Genomic DNA, 18,880 nt, shown 5'->3' on the forward strand with positions numbered 1-18,880 from the left:
GGAGCCGACACAACACCGGTCTATGCCGACGTACGCTGCCATCGCCACCATCGAGACCGGTCAGTTCCAGAACGCCCAAGAGCTCGCCGCCATCTGGGGCGACGTCCGCGCCGACCTCGAAGCCCAGGACTGCGACCTCCAGGACGCCTACGTCCTCCTCGGCGAACGCGACGTCCTGCTCGTCTTCGACGCGCCCGACCGCGAAGCCGCCCTCCAAGCTTCTATCGCCGCCGAACGATACGGCATCGACATGCAGACCATGGAAGCGATGGACGTCGAGAAACTCGGCGACGTCGTGCAGGACCTCTAAGACGACCTTTTGCGCTGCGGGTCGCCGGAGGCGACCCTCGGCAAAAGCTCGGCCAAAAGCGCGTCGTCCTCCCTGCGGTCGTCCTCGCGCCTTCGCTCCCTTCGGTCGCGGAGTGAACCGCGTCGCTCGGGTCCTCCGGACCGCTCGCTCGCGGATGCTTATCTGCCGGTTTCTCGGCTGGCAAGGATACTACTCCCTGCGTAGATTCAAGTAGGGAGCCGGGACCAACCCGGCGGGTGATCTGACTGTAGGCTGGTGCGCCAGGAATCGGAACGGCGGCAGCGCGCACCGGAGTCGGTTCGCCGCCTGCAAGCCCTACTTGATCTTCGTGCCCGGTTCGCTGTCCCCGTGGGTGGTGAGGAGGTCGGCGTCCTCGCCGGCGGCGAGAATCATGCCGTTGGACTCGACGCCGAACAGCTCGGCCTTCTCGAGGTTCGCGACGATGACGACGCGCTTGCCCGGGAGCTCGTCGAGGTCGTGGAGCTGCTTGATGCCCGCGACAATCTGGCGGGTCTCGTGGCCGATGTCGACTTCGAGGCGCGCGAGGTCGTCCGCGCCCTCGATGCCCTCCGCGGCCTCGACTTCGCCGACGCGCAGGTCCAGCGCCTGGAAGTCCTCGAAGCTGACGCGCTCGTCGGCGAGCGGTTCGAGTTCTATCTCTGAGTCGTCGGTCACGTCCTCGCCGTCTCCCTCGTCGCTACTAGCGGCTTCGATTTTCTCCTGGAGCTTCGCGTCGAGCTCCTCGACGCGCTCGTCCTCGACCTTCGTGAACAGTTCGTCGGGCTCGCCGAACTCGGCGGGCGGCGCCTGCAGGCAGTCGCCGATGGTGGCGTCCGCCACGGAGCCGTCCTCCTCGATTTGCGCCCAGATGTCGTCGGCCTTCTCCGGAATGAACGGCTGCAGCAGCACCGCAACCGCCTTCACGAGCTGCACGCAGTCGCGGATGACCGGTGCGGCCTCCTCGTCGTCGAGCTTCCAGGGCTCGTTGCGCTGGATGTACTCGTTGCCGTAGCGGGCGAGCGCGACCGCGCGCTCGCCGGCGGACTTGAGGTCGTAGTAGTTGAGCGCGTCCTCGTAGTCGTCCATCGCCGCCGCAATCTCGGTCTCGACGTCGTCGGAGACCGCGGCGTCGGGTGTCCCGTCGAAGTTCCGGGTCGCGAACAGCAGCGCGCGGTAGACGAAGTTCCCGACGACGTCCGCGAGTTCGCTGTTCACGCGCTCGGCGAAGCGGTCCCACGAGAAGTTCACGTCGCGCTCGAACCCGCTGGCGGTCGCCATGTAGTACCGCAGCAGGTCCGGGTGGAACCCCTCGTCGAGGTACTCCTCGGCCCAGATGGCGCGGTTCTTCGACGTCGAGAGGCCCTTGCCGTCGATGTTCACGAACCCGGTCGCGCAGACCGCGCGCGGCTCGGCGTAGTCGGCGGCTTCCAGCATCGCCGGCCAGTAGACGGTGTGGTGCTGGATGATGTCGCGGCCGATGACGTGGACGATCTCTCCGTCGCCGTCCTTCCAGACGGACTCCCAGTCGAAGTCGCCGGTGCGCTCGCTGTACTGCTTGGTGGTGGAGACGTACTCGATGGGGGCGTCCACCCAGACGTACAGCACGAGGTCCTCGGAGCCCTCACCCGGATAGTCGATGCCCCAGTCCATGTCGCGGGTGATGCAGAAGTCCTCCAGTTCGCCCTCGATCCACTCGCGGGGCTGGTTCTGGGCGTTGCTCGTGCCTTCGAGGCGGTTGATGAACCCCTGGAGGTGCTCTTGGACGTCCGAGAGCCGGAGGAACTTGTGGTCGCGCACGCGGTACTCCGCGGGGTTGCCGGTGAGCGCGGAGACGGGGTCCTCGATTTCGCCGGGTTCGAGGTGGCGCTGGCAGCCCTCGTCGCACTCGTCGCCGCGGGCGTGCTCGCCGCAGTACGGGCACGTGCCCTCGACGTAGCGGTCGGGGAGCCACTGGTCGGCCTCGGGGTCGTAGGCGACGTTGATTTCCTTCTCGTAGACGTGGTCGTTGTCCTCCCACGCGCGGACGAACTCCTTCGTGAGTTCGGTGTTGGTCTCGTCGTGGGTGTGGCCGTACTGGTCGAAGTCGACGTTGAACTTCGGGAACGTCTGTTCGTACTGTTCGTGGTGGCGGAGCGCGAACTCCTCGGGGCTGACGCCCTCCTCGGCGGCGTTGACGGCGATGGGGGTGCCGTGCATGTCGCTGCCGGAGACGTAGATGGCGTCTTGGCCGAGCTTTCGGAGCGCGCGGGTGAACGCGTCGGCGTTCACGTAGCTGCGCAGGTGGCCGATGTGGAGGTCGCCGTTGGCGTACGGCAACCCCGCCGTGACCACCGCCTGTTCGTCGGTCGGGAAGTCCTCGTAGGTCATGGTTGCTCGTTGTTCTGGCGCGGGCCTAAAGCCCGCTGGTTGTGTCGCGACGTTCCGGTTCCGTGGCTGTTGCTGGCGTGGTGCTCGCGGAGAACCGGAGTTCGCGTCCGCCCGGCGGCCGCATGAAGGCCCGGGGGCGGACGGTCCACCCGTGGACGGCGCTACCGCTGCATGCGCATCGCGCGGACTCGCGGGCAGCGCCTCGGAGTCACGAATCGTCGTTCGCTGCGGGCCGGCAAAAGTGTTTCCGCGCTCAAGCGAGGAACAGCACGCCCTCGAAGAGCGCGATGGTGACGAGAAGCCGGCCGACGCCGCCCGCGAACGTCGCGACCGCGAACCGCCGGTGGTCCTTCTCGACGACGGAGAACGCGTACAGCGAGATGGTGTCCGGGAAGAACGGCACGCTGAGCGCGACCGCCATGCCGTAGTAACCGTACGTCTGGACGAGCTCGACCATGCGGTTCTTCGACCACTTGACGGGCTCGAAGCCGAGCCGCCGGAGCGCGCGCACGACGGCGCCGGAGTGGCTGGCGCCGTGGCCGATGGACAGCGCGATGACGCTCCCGAGGGCCTTCCCGCCCGCGCTCACCACGACGACGAGCGCGACGATGACGGGCTCGGAGACGCCGAGGCCGAGCGTGACCGCGCTCCCGCAGACGTAGCCGGCGGGACACAACACCACCTCGCTGGGCAGCGGGAGGACGAACGCGATGAGAAACGAGTAGACGAAGATGATGCCGAGTCCCGGCCAGCCGGTCGCCGCACGGACCGCTCCTTCGACGGCGCTGAGGTCGACGGAGAGCGCGAGCAGGGCGGACGAGAGCACTATCTGTGTGGTGGACTGGCGCGGGATTAAACGTTACCGACACCGGACAGCGCCGCGAGGAAGTCGTCGAGCATCTCGCGGGTGACGTGGGGCATGCAGACGACGCGGAGTTCGCCGGTGGCCGTGCGGGAGATTCGCCAGCCGTCCTCGCGGAGCGCCTCGAACTCGGCGTCCGGGAGGTCGGCGGCGACGAGCGGGAGCACGGGGTCGACGACGTCGTCGACCCCGTGCTCGCGGAGTTCCGCGGCGAGGTAGTCGGCGTTGGCCTGCGAGCGCTCGTACTGGTCGCGGTAGCCCTCGGGCCAGAGCGCGTCGAGGGCGGCGTGCGTGCCGGCGACACCGGCTCCGGAGCGCGTGCCGCCGAGCGTCGGCTGCGTGTCGGATTCGAGGTACGGCGTGTCGATGGCGAGCGCGTCCAGCGTCTCGGCGTCCCGCGCGAGGAAGCCGCCGGCGGGAATCGGCGCCTGCCCCATCTTGTGGGGGTCGATGGTCATCGTGTCCACGGGGGCGTCCGCGAAGCTCCAGTCGTGGTCGGTGAACGGGAGGACGAACCCGCCCCACGCGGCGTCCACGTGGAGGCGCGCGTCCACGTCCGCGGCGACGTCGGCGAGCGCGGGAATCGGGTCTACCCGCCCGTACTCGGTGGTGCCGGCGACGCCGGCGACGAGCGCCGTGTCGTCGTCCGCGAGGTCGGCGACCGCGTTCACGTCCGCGCGGTGGTCGTCGTCCGTGGGCGCGAGCCGGAGTTCGACGCCGAGCACGTCGGCGGCCTTCTGGAAGCTGAAGTGCGCGCTCTCGGGCGCGACGACGTTCACGTCGCCGTCGGCGAGGTTGCGCGCGGCCCTGACGGCCTGAATGTTCGCTTCGGTGCCGCCGGAGCCGACGTAGCCGTGCGGGTCGTCGAGCCCGACGACCTCGCCGAGCGCGTCGATGGCTTCGGTTTCGAGGTCGGCGACTGCGGGGTAGGTCGCGGGGTCGCCGGGGTTGTCCGCGAGGAACGCCACGGCGGCCTCGCGGGCGGCCGGGTGGGGTTCCGTGCACATCGAGGAGAGCACGCGGTCGAAGTCCTGCGGGGCGGGCGTCGGCTCCGCGCGTGGCATACTGTCTGCCAGTCGAAGCAGCGATTTAGCGGTTCCGCTCTCGGGTCAGTCCTCCGTGAGGTAGCGGATGCGCTCGGGGACCGGCGGGTGCTGGTAGTGGAACGTCTCGTACAGCGGGTGCGGGAAGGGGTTGCCGAGGTTCTCGCTGGTGAGCGCGGCGAGCGCGCCCGCGAGCGGCCGGCCGCCGTCCATCACGTCCACGGCGAACGCGTCGGCCTCGCGCTCGTTGGCGAGCCAGAGCCTGTTCGAGAGCGGGCTGGCGAACTGGCTCACGGGTTCGACCCACAGCGCCGCCAACAGCAAGCCCGCAGCCGGGACTTCGGGCGCGCGGAACATCGCGTACAGCCACGACGACTCCACGAGGAACTGCGCGACGAACAGCAGGACGCCGGCCTGCACGACGCTGGCGGCCATCCCCTGCCAGATGTGCCCCTTCTTCCAGTGCGCGAGTTCGTGCGCGAGCACGCTCTGAAGCTCGGTCTCGTCGAGCTGGTCGACGAGCGTGTCGAAGAGGACGACGCGCTTGGTCGCGCCGAACCCCGTGAAGAACGCGTTCGAGTGCCCCGAGCGCGAACTCGCGTTCATCACGTAGACGTCGTCGCAGGTGAAGCCGGCGCGCTCGAAGACGTCGTCGACGGCCTCGCGCAGACTCGAATCTTCGACCGGCTCGAAGTCGTAGAACAGCGGGAGGAACACGCGCGGCACGATGATTTGGGTGGCGAGCAGGAAGACGCCGACGACGCCGGTGGCGGCGAGCCACCACCACTCGGGGAACGTCTCCACGACGAACAGCACGGCGGCGCCGAGAGCGGCGACGAGCACGACGGTGAACGCGGTGCTGACGAGCTTGTCGCGGACGAACAGCGTCGGGGACTGCTCGTTGAAGTCGAAGGCGTCCTCGACGGCGAACGTCTCGAAGGCGTCGAACGGCACCCGGAGGAGTTGGAACGCGAGCGCGGCGCCGACGAACACTGCGACGCCCGCGAGCAGGTCACTCCCGATGGCGTCGTAGGCCGCGGCGACGGCGTCGCCGAACAGGCCGGTGTAGAGCACGAGCAGGACGACGGCGAGCACGACGACGCTCTGCAGTTGGCTGGCGGCGGTCGTCAGCCGGTGGTAGTCCAGCAGGCGCTCGGGGTCGTCGAGGCCGACGGTGTCGGCCAGCCACTCCGTGCGCTCGCGGACGGTGCGGTCGGCGTGCCGGACGTTCAGCGCGGCGAGCGCGACGAAGAAGCCGGTCGACCCGGCGACCAGCAGCAGGAAGGCGGCGTGGTACGCGAGCATACTCCGGGAGAGGAACTCGGCCGTGAAAACGTCTGTCGTGTCGGCGAGCGGACCGGAGGAGGGGACGGGGGTGGGGCGAAGTGAGCGGTCAGTCCCGCACGGAGTCGAGGATGAGCCGCTGTTCGACGCGCTTGACCTCGTGTTGGACGTCCCGCACCGCGTCGATGTTCGCGGAGATAGAGGAGATGCCGGTCTCCACGAGGAAGTTCACCATCTCGGGCTTCGAGCCGGCCTGCCCGCAGATGCTGGTGGCGACGTCGTGCTCGCGGCACGTCTCGATGGCGGTCTCGATGAGGTCCAGGACGGCGGGGTGGAGTTCGTCGAAGCGGTCGGCGACGTTGCCGTTGTTCCGGTCGACGGCGAGCGTGTACTGCGTGAGGTCGTTCGTGCCGAACGACGCGAAGTCGATGCCCTCGGCGGCGAGTTCCCCGACGGAGAGCGCGGCCGCGGGCGTCTCGATCATGGCGCCCCACGTGCGCTTCTCGGTGTCGAGGCCGACCTCGGTCATGAGCTCGCGGGCCTGCCGCACGTCGTCGGCGTCGTTCACGAGCGGGAACATGATTTCGACGTTGTCGTAGCCCATCTCGTACAGCTCCTTGAACGCCTCCAGCTCGTGCTTGAACACCTCGGGGCGGTCGAGGCTGCGGCGGATGCCGCGGTAGCCCAGCATCGGGTTGTGCTCGTGGGGCTCGTCGCTGCCGCCCTCCAGTTGCCGGAACTCGTCGGTCGGCGCGTCGAGCGTGCGCACGCGGACGGGCCGCGGGTAGAACTCCTCGGCGACCTCGCGCACGCCGGAGACGAGTTCGTCCACGTAGGCGTCCTCGCCGTGGTCGGCGATGTAGCGCTCGGGGGTCTTGTTCGTCGAGAGAATCATGTGCTCCGTGCGGAGCAGACCGACGCCGTCGGCCCCGGTCGCGGCGGCGCGCTCGGCGGCCTCCGGAATCGAGACGTTGACCTTGACCTCGGTCGCGGTCATCGGCTTCACGGGCGTCGTCGGGCGCGCCTCCTCGATGGGGTTGCGTTCGGACTCCTCCTGCGTGCGGCCCTCGGTGACGGTGCCGCGGTCGCCGTCGAGCGTGATAATCTGGTCGTCCTGGAGCACGTCCGTGGCGTTCGTCGCGCCGACGACAGCGGGACAGCCCAGTTCGCGGGAGACGATGGCGGCGTGGCTGGTCATGCCGCCCTCGTCGGTGATGATGCCGGCGCCGCGCTTCATCGCGGGCACCATGTCCGGCGTAGTCATCTCGGTGACAATGATGTCGCCCTCGCCGACTTTGTCGAGCTGGTCGAGCTTGGTGACGACGCGAGCCGGGCCGGACGCGATGCCGGGGCTGGCGCCGAGTCCGTGCACGAGTTCGTCGCCGGTGTCGCCGTTCTCGGTCATCTCTGTGTCCTCGTCGATGGTCGTGATGGGGCGGGACTGCAGCATGTAGATGTCGCCGTCAGTCATCGCCCACTCGACGTCCTGCGGTTCGCCGTAGTGGTCCTCGACGCGCTCGCCGATGGCGACGAGGTCCAGAATCTCCTCGTCGGAGAGCACGCGCTGTTCGCGCTTCTCCTCGGGGACCTCGCGCTCGACGGTCTCGCCGGTCTCGGGGTCGCGGACGCACATCACCTTCTTGTCCGCGACCGAGACCTCCTCGACGGTGCCGGTGTCGCGGTCGACGTGGTAGTTGTCCGGGGAGACCGAGCCGGAGACGACGGCCTCGCCGAGCCCCCACGCGGCCTCGATGATGGCCTCGTGGGCGCCCGTCGAGGGGTGGCTGGTGAACATCACGCCGGACTTCTCGGCGTCGACCATCTTCTGGACGACCACCGCGATGTCGACGTCGCGGTGCTCAAAGCCCTGTTCCTCGCGGTAGTAGATGGCGCGCTGCGTGAAAAGCGACGCCCAGCAGCGCTTCACGCGGTCCACGAGGTCCTCGCGGGTGATGTTGAGGAACGTCTCCTGCTGGCCGGCGAAGCTCGCGTCCGGGAGGTCCTCGGCGGTCGCCGACGACCGCACCGCGACCGACGCCTGCCCGTCGTCTAAGTCGTCGTACGACGAGAGGATGTTCTCTCGGATGTGCTCGGGGAGTTCGGTGTTGAGGATGATGTCTTTCGCGGCCGCTTCGGCGTCGGCGAGCGCGCCGGAGTCCTCGGGGTCGACTTCGACCGCGTCGAACAGCTCGTCGTCGATGTTCGCGTCCTCGATGAACGAGCGGTACGTCCCCGCGGTCACGACGAACCCCGGGGGGACGGGGAGCCCGGCGTCCGTGAGTTCGCCGAGCGACGCGCCCTTGCCGCCGACACTGTCGATGTCGTCGGCGCGTACGTCTTCCAGCCATCGAACAGCCATTGACAGGTAGATACACCGCAACTGCTCATAAGAAGGTTGCGAACGTCTCAGACGCAAGAATTGCGTACTCGGTTCCGAGTTGTGATTGCTCGGGTGGCGGGCGGCCGCGCTGGTCGCTCGCGCCAACGGAGGATTTTAGCCGGCGGCTCGTCTCCACCCGGGCATGGACGCGAAACGCGCAGCCGTTCACGCGGGCAAGTACTTCCTGTTCACGTCCGCGTTCGCGGTCGTCGGCCTCGCCCTCGTCGGCGGCGGCGTCGCGCTCGGCGGACTCGAAGCGTGGGACATCCTCTCGGCGGACTCCTCGGCGACCGGGCAGGCGCTGTCGGCGGCCGCACCCGGCATCGCGCTCGCCGTCGCTGGCCTGCTCGTCTACCGCTTCGGGAAGGCGTGGTCGCTGTACAAGACGTTGACCGCCGCCAACGAGGACGCGCTCTCGGACACCTTCGACACCCAGCACGTCAAAAGCGACATCGTGAGCGTGCTCGACGACCGCCTCGCGGACATGCAGAACGATCTCCAGTCCGTGAACCGCGAGCTCCGCAAGCTCAAAGACGACGACGCCTTCGACTTCTCGCAGTCCGACGACGCCGAACCGCCGAACCGCGAGCCGTAGCCCCGATGTACCTCGTCACCTTCCGCCTCGACCCCGGCGAGTACGACGCGGAGTTCCACGAACTGAACGACGCGATTCAGGCCGCCGCCGAAGCCATCGACGGGTACCTCGGCAAGCGCACGTGGCACGGCCCCGACAGCGAGGACGTGCTCGTGGTGTACTACTGGGAGTCGCTCGACGCGCTCGACGAGTTCGGCGCGCACCCCGACCACGAGCGCGCGAAGCGGCGGTGGACGGAGTGGTACGACGCCTACGAAGTCACCGTGACGGAAGTGCTGGACGCGTACGGGAGCGGCTTCGGCGCCGACGCCGACCCGCCCCAGTAGGCGGCGTCGCTGTCGTGCGGCCGCGTCGGCGACTACGCTTCCAGAATCTCGTCCTCCTCGACGGGTGGGACTTCGAGCGTGCCGTCCAGCGTCTCGACGGCCGTGCCGCCGACTTTCGGCGCGCCGCCGTCCTGCACGCGTACCCGGACGCGGCCCGGGCGGTCCACGAAGTGCCCCTGCTCGAAGGTCATCTCCTCGGCGACGTCGCCGCCGAACGCCGCGTAGTGTTCGAGGTACGCGCCCGTCGCGCCGCTGGCCGTCCCCGTCACGGGGTCCTCGTTGACGCCCGCGCCCGGAACCCACGCTCGGCCGTGGAGCGTCGAGTCCCTGTCCAGCGCGTCGAACGAGAACGCGTACACGCCGGCGGCGTCCACCTCGTCGGCCAGCGCCTCGACCGCGTCGAAGTCCGGGTTCGCGTCGCCCAAGTCCGAGAGGTAGGTCACGGGCGCGACGAGGAACGGCAGCCCCGTGGAGGCCACCGCCAGCGGCAGGTCGTCGCTCGCCCCTCGGAGCGCCTCCTCGTCCAGTCCCGTCGCAGCCCCGACGCGCTCGTAGCTCACGTCTACCTCCCGAATCTCGGGGCGGTTCTGGGTCATCCACACCGTGCCGTCGTCCTCGACTTCGATATCGAGTACGCCGACGTTCGTCTCCAGCGTGTGCGCGCCCGCCTCGATGGCGCCGTCCGCGAACAGGTGCGCGTGGCTCGCGATGGTCGCGTGCCCGCAGAGGTCCACTTCCGTCGTCGGCGTGAAGTACCGAATCCGGCGGTCTGCGTCGCCGCTCTCGCGGACGAACGCCGTCTCGCTCGCGCCGAGCTCGGCGGCGATGGCCTGCATCTGTCCGTCCGTCAGGTCGTCGGCGTTCGGCACCACGCCGGCCGCGTTCCCCGCGCACGGCTCGTCGGTGAACGCGTCCACGAGGAGCGCTCGCGTCGCTGTCATGGGCGCGGCTTCTCGCTCCCGCGTGTTGCGTGTTTTCCTTCCCTACCCGAGCCAGCCCGCGAGGTCCGTCACGACCGCCTCGGCGACGTTCCCCGGCTGGAAGTATTCGCTCGGGTTCGGGTCGCCCTCGCCCGCCACGAACAGGTGGTTCAGGTCGTCGTACAGCCGAGCGTGTTCCTCGCCGAGCGCGTCCCGCCACGCGGGGAAGTCCTCGGTCGCGCTCACTTGGTAGTCGCGGCCGCCCTGCAGCGCGTACACCTCGCGGTCCAGTTCCGTCGCGGTCGCCACCGGGTCGTACTCCGCGACCGCGCGCCAGAACGCCGCGCTCCACGCGAAGCCGCCGCCCTCGTAGTTCCCGTTCGCGAGCCGCTCGGCGGTCGCTTCCGCGTCCTCGATGCGCGCCCGCTCGGCCTCGGTCACGGTGCCGTCGAGTTCCGAGAGGTACTGCAGTTGGTCGGGGACGAGCTCGTACAGCGGGCGCGACGGCGCGGCCAGCAGGGACGCCGCCGCGTCGCCGTCCCGCTCGGCGATTTCGGGCGCGGCGTACCCGCCGAGGCTGTGCCCGACGACCGCCGCGCTGGTCACGTCGGTCTCGACGCGCAGGCGGTCGAGCGCGGTCAGCGCGTCGTCGGCGACGAGCGCGTCGAACCCGAGGTCGCCCGCGGACACGTCGCAGGCGTACGTGCGCTTGTCGTACCGGAGGACGGCGACGCCCTCGGTCGCCAGCCCCCACGCGAGGTCCTTGAAGGGCTTGTTCGGGCCGATGGTCTCGTCGCGGTCGTTCGGCCCGGAGCCGTGGACGAGCACGACGCCGGTGTCGGCGCCGTCCGACGGCACGGTCAGCGTCGCGCCGAGGTCGCAGGCCGGCGAGGACAGCGACAGTTCGCGCTCCTCGAAGGCGGACTCGTCGGCGTACGCGGGCGGCGAGTACGCGTCCCCGAGCGGCACGAACTGCAGTCCCTCAATGGACGCGCCCTCGAAGGCCACCTGCACGCCGAGTACGCCCGCCTCGAACTGCGCCTGAACCACGACCACCTCGTAGCCGCCCGTCGGCTCCCGGGTCGTCCCCGAGACACCCTCGAAGCGGCCGTAGTCGGCCGTCGTCTGCGTCCAGTCGCGTTCCAGTCGAGCGGCCGAATACTGACTGCGGACGGTCTCGGAGAGCATCCCGAACGCCGCCTCGTACTTGCCGGCGGCCAGCCGCTGCACGAGTTCGGTCGCTGTCTCGCGCTGGCTGGCCTCGCTGACGGTCGTCTGCGCGGTCGTGGTCGATTCGGCCGTCGTCTGCGTCGGCGCGGTCGTCGTACCGTCGTCGCCGCCCGAACAGCCGGCGAGGCCCGCGAGCGCGACGGCGGCCGCGGACTGTAGGACTCGACGGCGGCGCGGGTTCGACGGCGCGTCGTTGGAGGGCGTTGTCACGTTCACCCGTTCAGCCACGCGCAGCTTGAAAGTTTCCCGCGCGGCGTGTGACCGCACTGCTGACACGTTCAGCCGGCCGAGCGCACCTGTAAACCGTTAAGTAGCGAGGTGCCCGAGAGCCCACACGTAATGAGCGACCTCCCGGACGAGTTCAAGTGCACTATCACCAACTGGGAGTACATCTACGGTCTCTGCCGCGACGTCAGCGACGACGTCAAAACCTCCGAGTTCGAGCCCGACGTCGTGGTCGCGCTCGCCCGCGGCGGCTGGTTCGCGGGCCGGTGTCTCTGTGACTTCCTCGGCCTCGACGACCTCACTAGCCTCAAGATGGAACACTACGTCGGCACCGCCGAGAAGGCCGACGAGCCCGAGGTCCGGTACCCGATGCCGGAGGGCTCCGTCGAGGACAAGGACGTCCTCATCATCGACGACATCGCCGACACCGGCGGCTCCATCGAGCGCGCCCACGAGTACGTCGCAGACCGGGACGCCAACGAGATTCGCACCGCGACCCTCCAACTGCTGGGCACCAGCGAGTACGACCCCGACTACGTCGGCGAGTACCTCGACGAGTGGGCGTGGGTCGTCTACCCGTGGAACTTCATCGAGGACATGATAGACCTCATCTCCGGCGTCATGGAGAAGGACGGCGACGGCCCCTACACGCGCGAGGGCATCCAGAACCTCCTCTCGGCGTACCACGACGTCGAGCGCATCGAGATGGAAATCGCCCAGCCCGACCGCCTCGACGAAGTGCTGGAGGAGATGGTGCGCCGGGACGTGCTCGTGAAGGCCAGTCCCGAGGAGTGGAAGCTCCGCGTCGACGCCTAGCCTGTTCTCGCTGGCTTGCTGCGCTCTATTCGAGGCGCGACGATTCCACCCGAAAGCCCTCGGCCCGCTCGCGGTCGCTCGCTGGCATATCCGCTCCCGGTGGTCGCGGATAGTGGCCAGCGAGACGACCAGGCAAGCGCGAGCGGCCCTCGCCCTTTCAGTCCGCCGTAAATCGGAGATTTCCGAGGTCTTGAGCGAGCTTCGCTCTCTCGGCGACCGCCAGGGCTATCGGTCGTCGAGTCGGCTGAACCGTCCACCTGACGGAGTTGGGAGCAACTCCGACCCGAGTCCTTTACGGCGCTGCCGGCACACCTCCGGGACATGATCGGCTTCATCGGCGGCTCCGGCATCTACGAAGCGCTCCCCCTGAACGACGTCCGCGAGGAGGACGTGACGTCCCCGTACGGCGACCCGAGCGCGCCCGTCACCGTCGGCGAGTTCGGCGACACGGGCACGGAGGTCGCGTTCCTGCCGCGCCACGGCCCCGACCACCAGCGCTCGCCGACGAACCTCCCGTACAAGGCGAACATCTACGCGCTCAAGCAGCTCGGCGTCGAGCGCATCCTCGCGTCGAACGCCGTCGGCAGTCTCAAGGAGGAGCTGCCGCCGCAGACGCTGGTCGTCCCCGACCAGACTTTCGACCGCACGAAGCACCGCGACTCGACGTTCTTCGGGGACGGCATCGTCGTCCACGAGCCGTTCGCGGACCCGTACTGCCCGCACATGGTCGAACACCTCCACGAGTCCGCCGAGGAAGCCACCGACGCGGAGACCCAGGAGGGCGGCACGTACGTCTGCATCGAGGGCCCGCAGTACTCGACGCGCGCGGAGTCGGAGTTCTACAAGTCCCAGGGCTGGGACCTCGTCGGCATGACCGCCATCCCGGAGGCGAAGCTCGCGCGGGAAGCCGAGATGTGTTACGCCACGGTCGCGGGCGTCACCGACTACGACGTCTGGAAGGCCGACAGCGAGGTCACGCTCGAAGAGGTGCTGGAGAACGCCGCGGCCAACGAGGAGGCCATCAAGCGTACCGTCGAGCACGCCATCGAGACGCTGCCCGAGGAGCGCGACTGCGACTGCGGGCACGCCCTCGAAGGCACCGTGAACACGCCCACCGAAGCCATCCCCGAGGAGACCCGCGACCGCGTCGACGCGCTCGTCGGCGACTACCTCTGAAGCCGGCGGACGACGGGGTAACGCGGTAAGATTCGCGACCGCGGACCCAAAATGTAAATACTATTCTCCCGTTCGTTAGGTCGTACTATGGGGGGGCACGCCGACGCGGAAGCGTTCTCGACCGAGCTCGCCGCGCTGAAGCGGGACGGCTGCAACGTCCTCGTCGTCAGCGACGCGGCCGGCCGCGACGCCGCCTGCCAGCGGCTGCTCGGCGCCCCCGAACTCGACCGCCGCCACGTCTTCCTCGAAACCGCGTCCGGGGTCTCCGAAGTGCTAGACCGCCACAGCCCGCGCCGCACCGACGCCTCGACGCTCGCCGTCGTGGACGCCACGCCCGCCGCGCGCGCGCGCTCCGCGGCCGCCGCAGCGTCCGCGTCCGACGACTTGCCGACGCCGCTGGGCGAGTGGTACGACCGCGTCGACGACCCCACCGACTTCGCGGCGCTCACCGCGGCCGTCACCGACGCCCTCGACCGCGTCGCCGCGCCCGCCGACAACCCCAGCGAACTCCGGCTCTGCGTCGACGGCCTCGATCCCTTCTTCGACGCCGTGCGCGCCGGCGACGTCACCGAGGAGCGGCTGTTCCGCTTCCTCCACCTGCTCACGAGCTCCGTCCGCGACGCCGACGGCATGGGCCACTTCCACGTCGCCGCGAGCGCCGACGACGCGTTCCTCGCGACGGTCGAACCGCTGTTCGACGCGACGCTCTCGGTGGAGACCGGCGACGACGGCACCGTCCGGCAGCGCTGGCGACTCCACGATTCCGGGCACGTCACCGACTGGTTCGCGTTCTAGGCCGCGTCCGTCGCCGCGTTCTCGCAGACCCAGAGGTCGCCGAACAGGTCGTCCTGTTCGAGCGTGACGGCGCCGCGGTGCGCCAAGAAGAGTAGCGCGAGGAATGTCTGCACCCGGGACTCGCCGGCGTCCGCGACCTCCTCGTAGAGGACTTCCGTGCGGCCGCCGCCGTACTGCTCGTCCAGCACCGCGCGGACGTCCTCGATGGTCGCCTCGATGTCCTCCTCGTGGGCGTTCCCGAGCGCCTCCTCGGCGGTCGGCTCGTCGTCCATCCGGAACTCGTCCCCGGAGTGGTAGTCCAGCTCTTGGACGCCGCGCCGGAACCCCTTCGGGGAGTCGCTGGTGTCGTACTCTCTGGACTCCTTCCACCACGACCCGCGCTCGGCCTCCCGGAGGTCGCGGACGAGTTCGTCCAGCGTCTCCGGGTTGCCGCGGGCGTGCTTGCGCTCCAGCCGGCGGTCCATCTCGGATTCGAGCGCGTCCACGGGATCGTAGGCCGGGCGGCCGTCTTCGTTAGCGTCGGCCGGCGGCGCCTCCCACGGCGGGCGCTCGACTTCCTCCTCCTCTTCGGGCTCGTCGTCGCCGTCGTCCAGCATCGCGTCGCTTTTCATCCGCAGGAGGACGCTCGCGTAGAACAGCGCTCGCCCCGACGTCCGCAGGTCCGCCTCGTCGAGCGCTTCCAGGAACTTGTCCGTCACCGCGACGATGTCGATGTCCCACGGCTCGATTTCGCCGTCCTTCGCGAGCTGCACGAGCAACTCGACGGGCTCGACCTCGTCGTCGGGGTTCGCCTCGGGGTCGGCCGGCGACTCCGCGATGAGCTCCGCGGCGCTGTCGGGCGTGCCGTCGGTGTCGTCTCCGGGCGCGTCCGCGGTCGTCAGCCCGCCGTCGGGCGCGCTCTCGCCCTCGCGTTCCGCTTTCCGGTCCTCGTGGCCCGTGATGTCAAGCGGGACGTCGTCGGATTCGTCAGTCATCCGCGGTCGCCCCCGGCGCGGAGAGGTCGATGCCCGTGACGATGCTGCGGTTGTCCTCCTGCATCGTGACGCCGATGGCGCGCTCGGAGCGGTCGAGCATCGCCGAGCGGTGGCTGACGACGACGAACTGCGCGTCCCCGGCGAGCTCGTCGACGAGTTCGCCGACGCGGTCGGCGTTGACGGCGTCGAGGAACGCGTCCACCTCGTCGAGCGCGTAGAACGGCGCGGGGTTGTGCCGCTGGATGCCGAAGATGAACGCCAGCGCGGTCAGCGACTTCTCCCCGCCGCTCATCGCGTCCAGCCGCTGGACGGGCTTGTCCGCGGGCTGGGCCTTCATCGTCAGCCCGCCCTCGAAGGGGTCCTCGGGGTTCTCCAGTTCCAGTTCGCCCGTGCCCGCCGAGAGCCGGGAGAAGATGCGCTGGAACTGGTCGTTGATGGCGTCGAAGGCGTCCATGAACGTCGACTTCTTCTGCTCGTCGTACTGGTCGATGCGCTCCTGGATGCCGTCCCGTTCCTCGACGAGCGTCTCCCGCTTGTCCTCCAAGTCATCGAGGTCGGCTTCGACGTCGTCGTACTCCTCGATGGCCTTCATGTTCACCGGCTCCAGGGCCTCCATCTGCCGTTCGAGGCGCGCGACGTTCTCCTCGACCTCGTCGAGGTCCGGAATCTCGTCGGGGTCGTAGTCGCCGACGGCGTCTTCGAGGGCTTCGATTTCCTCGGCGAGCCGCGACTCGGCTTTCCGCAGGCTCTCCAGGCGGTTCTGGACTCTCTCGACTTCGCTCGCCTGCTCGTCGCGGGCCGCCTTCGCCTCCTTGAGGTCCTCTTTGAGGTCCTCGCGCTCGCTCTTGAGGTCCGCGAGCTCCTCCTCCAGTTCGGCGACGGCCTCCTCCTTCTCGGCGAGTGTCTCCTCTTTGGCCTCGATTTGCTCGCGGAGGTCGCCGATGCGTTCCTCCTGTTCGGCCTTCTCGTTCTGCGCCGCCTCGATGTCGTCGTGGAGGTCCTCGACGGCGTCCTCCGCGTACTCCTTCTCCAACTGGAGGCTGTTCAGCTCGCCGTCGAGGTCGTCCACGCGCGCTTCGAGGTCCGCGATGTCGGCCTCGATATCCTCCTTCTCTGCGGTGAGCTCGGGAATCTTCGAGTCCGCGAGCTCCGCTTCGAGTTCGTCGATGTCGTCTTTGAGGGCCGCGATTTCGTCCTGCTTGGCGGAAATCTGGGACTTGATGTCCTGCATCTCCTCGTCGACGTCCTCGCGCTCGCCCTGCAGCTCCTCGATTCTCGCTTCGAGGTCGTCGATCTCGTCCTCGACGTCCTCGCGCTCGCTCTCGGCGTCCGCGACGTCGTTCTGGAGGGACTGCACCTGCTCGCTGGCGTCCTGCCGGCGGTCGCGGGCGTCCTCCAGCCGGTCGTCGATCTCGCGGACGTCCTCCCGGATTTCGGCGCGCTCGTCTTCGAGGCGCTGGATGCGCTCGGCGACCCGTTCCAGCTGGCCTTTGCCGGACTTCGAGAACGAGTACCGCGAACCCGACCGCGACCCGCCGGTCATCGCGCCGGACTTCTCCACGAGCTCCCCGGAGAGCGTGACGAGCCGGTAGTCGCCCATCAGGTCGCGGGCGGTCTCCATGTTCTCCACGACGAGCGTGTCCCCGAGCACGTACGAGAAGATGGGCGCGTACTGCTCGTCGAAGTCAACGAGGTTGTACGCGAAGTCCACCACGCCCGGCATGTCGGGCGTGCTCGGGAGCGAGCGGTGGCGCATCTTCGTGATGGGGAGCATCGTCGCGCGGCCGGCGTTGCGCTGCTTGAGGTACTCGATGCAGCGCTGGCCGACGCCGTCGTCGTCCACCACGACGTTCGCCAGCCGGCCCCCAGCAGCCGTCTCGCACGCGGTCGCGTACTGCTCGCTGACGCCGCCGAGCTGGCCGACCGTCCCGTGGACGCCCTCCACGTCGCTGTTCAGAATCGTCGTGACGGCCTTCCCGTACGAGGAGTCCCCGGACTGGTCGGCCTGCGCTTCCAGTCGCGCGTACTCCTCCTGCGCGGCGGAGAGGTCGTCCTCGACGTCCTCGAGGTCGTCCTGGCGCTCGCGCTTCTCCTGCTTGAGGTCCTCGACGACCTCCACGATTTGCTCGCGGTTGCGCTTTGCCTTCGCGAGCTCGTCTTCGAGGTCGTCCAGCACCGCGTCCAGTTCCGGGAGGCGCTCGCGGGCGTCCTCGAGGTCGGACTTCGCCTCGTCGACGGCCTCCGAGCGGCGCTTGGCCTCGTCAAGCAGGCGGTCCTGCTCGCGCTGGAGGTCGTTGCGCTCGCTCTTGGCGTCCTCCAGCTGTTCTTTCTTTTCCGCGAGTTCGGCCTTCAGCTCGTCGAACTCCGTGTCCACGGACTCGATTTCCGCTTCGACGTCCGCGAGGTCGGCCTCCCGGCTCTGGATGTCCGCCTTCACGGAGGCCTTCTCGACTTTCAGGTCCTTGATGTCGCCCTCCAGGTCGTCTATCTGCTCCTGCTTGCGGTCGATCTCCACGAACGCCTGCCGGCGCTCGTTCTCCGCGTCCTCGATGCGCTCCTCCGCGGCCTCCACCTTGTCTTCGAGCCGCGAGATGTCGCCTTTCACCTCCTCCATCTCGCGCTTGATCTCCAGTTGCTCGTCCTCGCCCTTCCGCTCGATTTCGGCGTTCAGGTCTTCGAGATCCTCTTCGAGGCGGAGGACGGCGCCGCGGCGCTCGTCCAGTTCCTCCTGGAGTTCCTCGAGTTCGGCCTCGCGTTCGCTGATGTCCGCGCGCGTGGCGTCGAGGTCGTCGCGCTTCTCCTCCAGTTCGGCGGCCTTCGCGTAGCTCTCGTACTCCTGTTTCTCGTCGCGGAGGCCCTGGTATTCGAGGGCGGTCTCGCGCTCGTCCTCGAGCTGTTCGAGGCGCTCGCGCTTCTCGTCGATGCGCAGGTCCGCCTCGTTGATGCGCTCCTCGACGACCTCCAGCTCCGCGTAGGCGTCCCCCTTCTTCGCGTCGAACTCCGCGACGCCCGCGATTTCGTCCACGATTTCGCGGCGCTCGCCCGGCGTCATGTTGATGATGCCGGTGACGTCGCCCTGCATCACGACGTTGTACCCCTCGGGCGCGACGCCCGCCTGCGCGAGCAGGTCGCGGATGTCCGAGAGGTTCACCGAGCGCTCGTTCAGGTAGTAGTACGAGTAGTAGTTGTCGTCCGTGCGCTTCACGCGGCGCTTGACGGTGATGGTGTCCACGTCGCCGACCTTCTCCGAGCCCGCGGCGGCCTCCACCTGCGAGCGCGAGAGCGTGCCGTCCTCGTTGTTCAACACGACCTCGACGCTGGCCTCCTTCGGGCCGGCGGCCTCGTCGTCGCCCTCGTGGCTGGGGTTGTAGATGAGGTCCGTGAGCTTCTCCGCACGCATCCCCGAGGTGCGCGCGAGCCCGAGCGCGAACAGCACCGCGTCGATGATGTTCGACTTCCCGGAGCCGTTCGGCCCGCTGATCGTCGTGAAGTCCTCGTAGAACGGGATGCGCGTCGTCCCGGCGAAGCTCTTGAAGTTCTGGAGGACGATTTCGTCGATGTACATGCTGGGGAGGGG

Annotated in this window: 15 protein-coding genes; 6 read left to right on the top strand and 9 right to left on the bottom strand. The window is 68.8% G+C overall.

Annotated elements, in window-relative coordinates:
• Window positions 1-22 precede the first annotated feature (22 nt).
• Entirely contained in the window at window positions 23-310 is a 288-nt protein-coding gene (locus ABSL23_RS07300) for a GYD domain-containing protein (RefSeq protein WP_059055817.1), read from the top strand.
• Window positions 311-625: 315 nt separating this feature from the next.
• Here ABSL23_RS07300 and metG read toward each other — a convergent pair whose 3' ends face one another.
• The 5 genes from metG to ppsA all read right to left on the bottom strand — a co-directional run bounded on the left by metG (window position 626) and on the right by ppsA (window position 8,225).
• On the bottom strand, window positions 626-2,677 hold the full coding sequence (gene metG / locus ABSL23_RS07305) for a methionine--tRNA ligase (RefSeq protein WP_353635205.1): 2,052 nt from the start codon (window positions 2,675-2,677) through the stop codon (window positions 626-628).
• A gap of 253 nt (window positions 2,678-2,930) precedes the next feature.
• Window positions 2,931-3,503: a VTT domain-containing protein gene (locus ABSL23_RS07310; RefSeq protein WP_353635206.1), complete on the bottom strand. Its 573-nt coding sequence runs from the start codon at window positions 3,501-3,503 to the stop codon at window positions 2,931-2,933.
• A gap of 26 nt (window positions 3,504-3,529) precedes the next feature.
• The gene (gene mfnA, locus ABSL23_RS07315) at window positions 3,530-4,603 is read right to left on the bottom strand and encodes a tyrosine decarboxylase MfnA (RefSeq protein WP_353635207.1); all 1,074 of its coding nucleotides are present in this window, start codon (window positions 4,601-4,603) and stop codon (window positions 3,530-3,532) included.
• 45 nt (window positions 4,604-4,648) lie between these two features.
• Window positions 4,649-5,887 carry a M48 family metallopeptidase gene (locus ABSL23_RS07320; protein ID WP_353635208.1) on the bottom strand — a complete coding sequence of 413 codons (1,239 nt, stop codon included), beginning with the start codon at window positions 5,885-5,887 and terminating at the stop codon, window positions 4,649-4,651.
• A gap of 88 nt (window positions 5,888-5,975) precedes the next feature.
• The gene (ppsA, locus tag ABSL23_RS07325) at window positions 5,976-8,225 is read right to left on the bottom strand and encodes a pyruvate, water dikinase (RefSeq protein WP_353635209.1); all 2,250 of its coding nucleotides are present in this window, start codon (window positions 8,223-8,225) and stop codon (window positions 5,976-5,978) included.
• Between the two features lie 163 nt (window positions 8,226-8,388).
• On the opposite strand from ppsA, the gene ABSL23_RS07330 reads away from it, so the two are divergent.
• Both ABSL23_RS07330 and ABSL23_RS07335 read left to right on the top strand, forming a co-directional pair.
• Window positions 8,389-8,841: a hypothetical protein gene (locus ABSL23_RS07330; protein WP_059055830.1), complete on the top strand. Its 453-nt coding sequence runs from the start codon at window positions 8,389-8,391 to the stop codon at window positions 8,839-8,841.
• Window positions 8,842-8,846: 5 nt separating this feature from the next.
• Window positions 8,847-9,167, top strand: coding sequence for a DUF4188 domain-containing protein (locus ABSL23_RS07335; RefSeq protein ID WP_353635210.1), 321 nt, complete (start codon window positions 8,847-8,849; stop codon window positions 9,165-9,167).
• A gap of 32 nt (window positions 9,168-9,199) precedes the next feature.
• Here the strand turns inward: ABSL23_RS07335 and ABSL23_RS07340 are convergent, their stop codons facing one another.
• Together ABSL23_RS07340 and ABSL23_RS07345 are read right to left on the bottom strand one after the other, a co-directional pair.
• A complete protein-coding gene (locus ABSL23_RS07340) occupies window positions 9,200-10,108 on the bottom strand; it encodes a PhzF family phenazine biosynthesis protein (protein WP_353635211.1) in 909 nt (302 codons plus the stop codon).
• Between the two features lie 42 nt (window positions 10,109-10,150).
• Entirely contained in the window at window positions 10,151-11,527 is a 1,377-nt protein-coding gene (locus ABSL23_RS07345; protein WP_353635212.1) for an alpha/beta fold hydrolase, read from the bottom strand.
• A 129-nt stretch (window positions 11,528-11,656) separates the two neighbouring features.
• Here ABSL23_RS07345 and ABSL23_RS07350 point away from each other — a divergent pair, with 129 nt between their 5' ends.
• The 3 genes from ABSL23_RS07350 (at window position 11,657) to ABSL23_RS07360 (ending at window position 14,329) form a co-directional block, all read left to right on the top strand.
• Window positions 11,657-12,358 (top strand): phosphoribosyltransferase, encoded by a 702-nt coding sequence (locus ABSL23_RS07350; protein ID WP_353635213.1) that lies wholly within the window; start codon window positions 11,657-11,659, stop codon window positions 12,356-12,358.
• A gap of 321 nt (window positions 12,359-12,679) precedes the next feature.
• Window positions 12,680-13,534, top strand: a complete 855-nt coding sequence (mtnP, locus tag ABSL23_RS07355) for an S-methyl-5'-thioadenosine phosphorylase (RefSeq protein WP_353635214.1) — start codon at window positions 12,680-12,682, stop codon at window positions 13,532-13,534.
• Window positions 13,535-13,621: 87 nt separating this feature from the next.
• Window positions 13,622-14,329 (top strand): hypothetical protein, encoded by a 708-nt coding sequence (locus ABSL23_RS07360; protein WP_353635215.1) that lies wholly within the window; start codon window positions 13,622-13,624, stop codon window positions 14,327-14,329.
• Here ABSL23_RS07360 and ABSL23_RS07365 read toward each other — a convergent pair.
• Both ABSL23_RS07365 and smc read right to left on the bottom strand, forming a co-directional pair.
• Window positions 14,326-15,303, bottom strand: a complete 978-nt coding sequence (locus tag ABSL23_RS07365; RefSeq protein ID WP_353635216.1) for a ScpA family protein — start codon at window positions 15,301-15,303, stop codon at window positions 14,326-14,328. The genes ABSL23_RS07360 and ABSL23_RS07365 overlap by 4 nt on opposite strands.
• The gene (gene smc / locus ABSL23_RS07370) at window positions 15,296-18,868 is read right to left on the bottom strand and encodes a chromosome segregation protein SMC (RefSeq protein WP_353635217.1); all 3,573 of its coding nucleotides are present in this window, start codon (window positions 18,866-18,868) and stop codon (window positions 15,296-15,298) included. Before smc ends, ABSL23_RS07365 begins: the two co-directional genes overlap by 8 nt.
• Window positions 18,869-18,880 lie beyond the last annotated feature (12 nt).

It is taken from the genome of Halobacterium sp. NMX12-1 (assembly GCF_040435975.1).
GTDB lineage: Archaea > Halobacteriota > Halobacteria > Halobacteriales > Halobacteriaceae > Halobacterium > Halobacterium hubeiense.

Excerpts from the sequence above, each read along its gene's own strand:
- ABSL23_RS07300 (WP_059055817.1), top strand. The coding sequence starts at position 23 with ATGCCGACGTACGCTGCCATCGCCACCATCGAGACCGGTCAGTTCCAG.
- mfnA (WP_353635207.1), bottom strand. The coding sequence starts at position 4,603 with ATGCCACGCGCGGAGCCGACGCCCGCCCCGCAGGACTTCGACCGCGTG.
- metG (WP_353635205.1), bottom strand. The coding sequence starts at position 2,677 with ATGACCTACGAGGACTTCCCGACCGACGAACAGGCGGTGGTCACGGCG.
- mtnP (WP_353635214.1), top strand. The coding sequence starts at position 12,680 with ATGATCGGCTTCATCGGCGGCTCCGGCATCTACGAAGCGCTCCCCCTG.
- ABSL23_RS07335 (WP_353635210.1), top strand. The coding sequence starts at position 8,847 with ATGTACCTCGTCACCTTCCGCCTCGACCCCGGCGAGTACGACGCGGAG.
- ABSL23_RS07360 (WP_353635215.1), top strand. The coding sequence starts at position 13,622 with ATGGGGGGGCACGCCGACGCGGAAGCGTTCTCGACCGAGCTCGCCGCG.
- ABSL23_RS07330 (WP_059055830.1), top strand. The coding sequence starts at position 8,389 with ATGGACGCGAAACGCGCAGCCGTTCACGCGGGCAAGTACTTCCTGTTC.
- smc (WP_353635217.1), bottom strand. The coding sequence starts at position 18,868 with ATGTACATCGACGAAATCGTCCTCCAGAACTTCAAGAGCTTCGCCGGG.
- ppsA (WP_353635209.1), bottom strand. The coding sequence starts at position 8,225 with ATGGCTGTTCGATGGCTGGAAGACGTACGCGCCGACGACATCGACAGT.
- ABSL23_RS07365 (WP_353635216.1), bottom strand. The coding sequence starts at position 15,303 with ATGACTGACGAATCCGACGACGTCCCGCTTGACATCACGGGCCACGAG.
- ABSL23_RS07340 (WP_353635211.1), bottom strand. The coding sequence starts at position 10,108 with ATGACAGCGACGCGAGCGCTCCTCGTGGACGCGTTCACCGACGAGCCG.
- ABSL23_RS07350 (WP_353635213.1), top strand. The coding sequence starts at position 11,657 with ATGAGCGACCTCCCGGACGAGTTCAAGTGCACTATCACCAACTGGGAG.
- ABSL23_RS07320 (WP_353635208.1), bottom strand. The coding sequence starts at position 5,887 with ATGCTCGCGTACCACGCCGCCTTCCTGCTGCTGGTCGCCGGGTCGACC.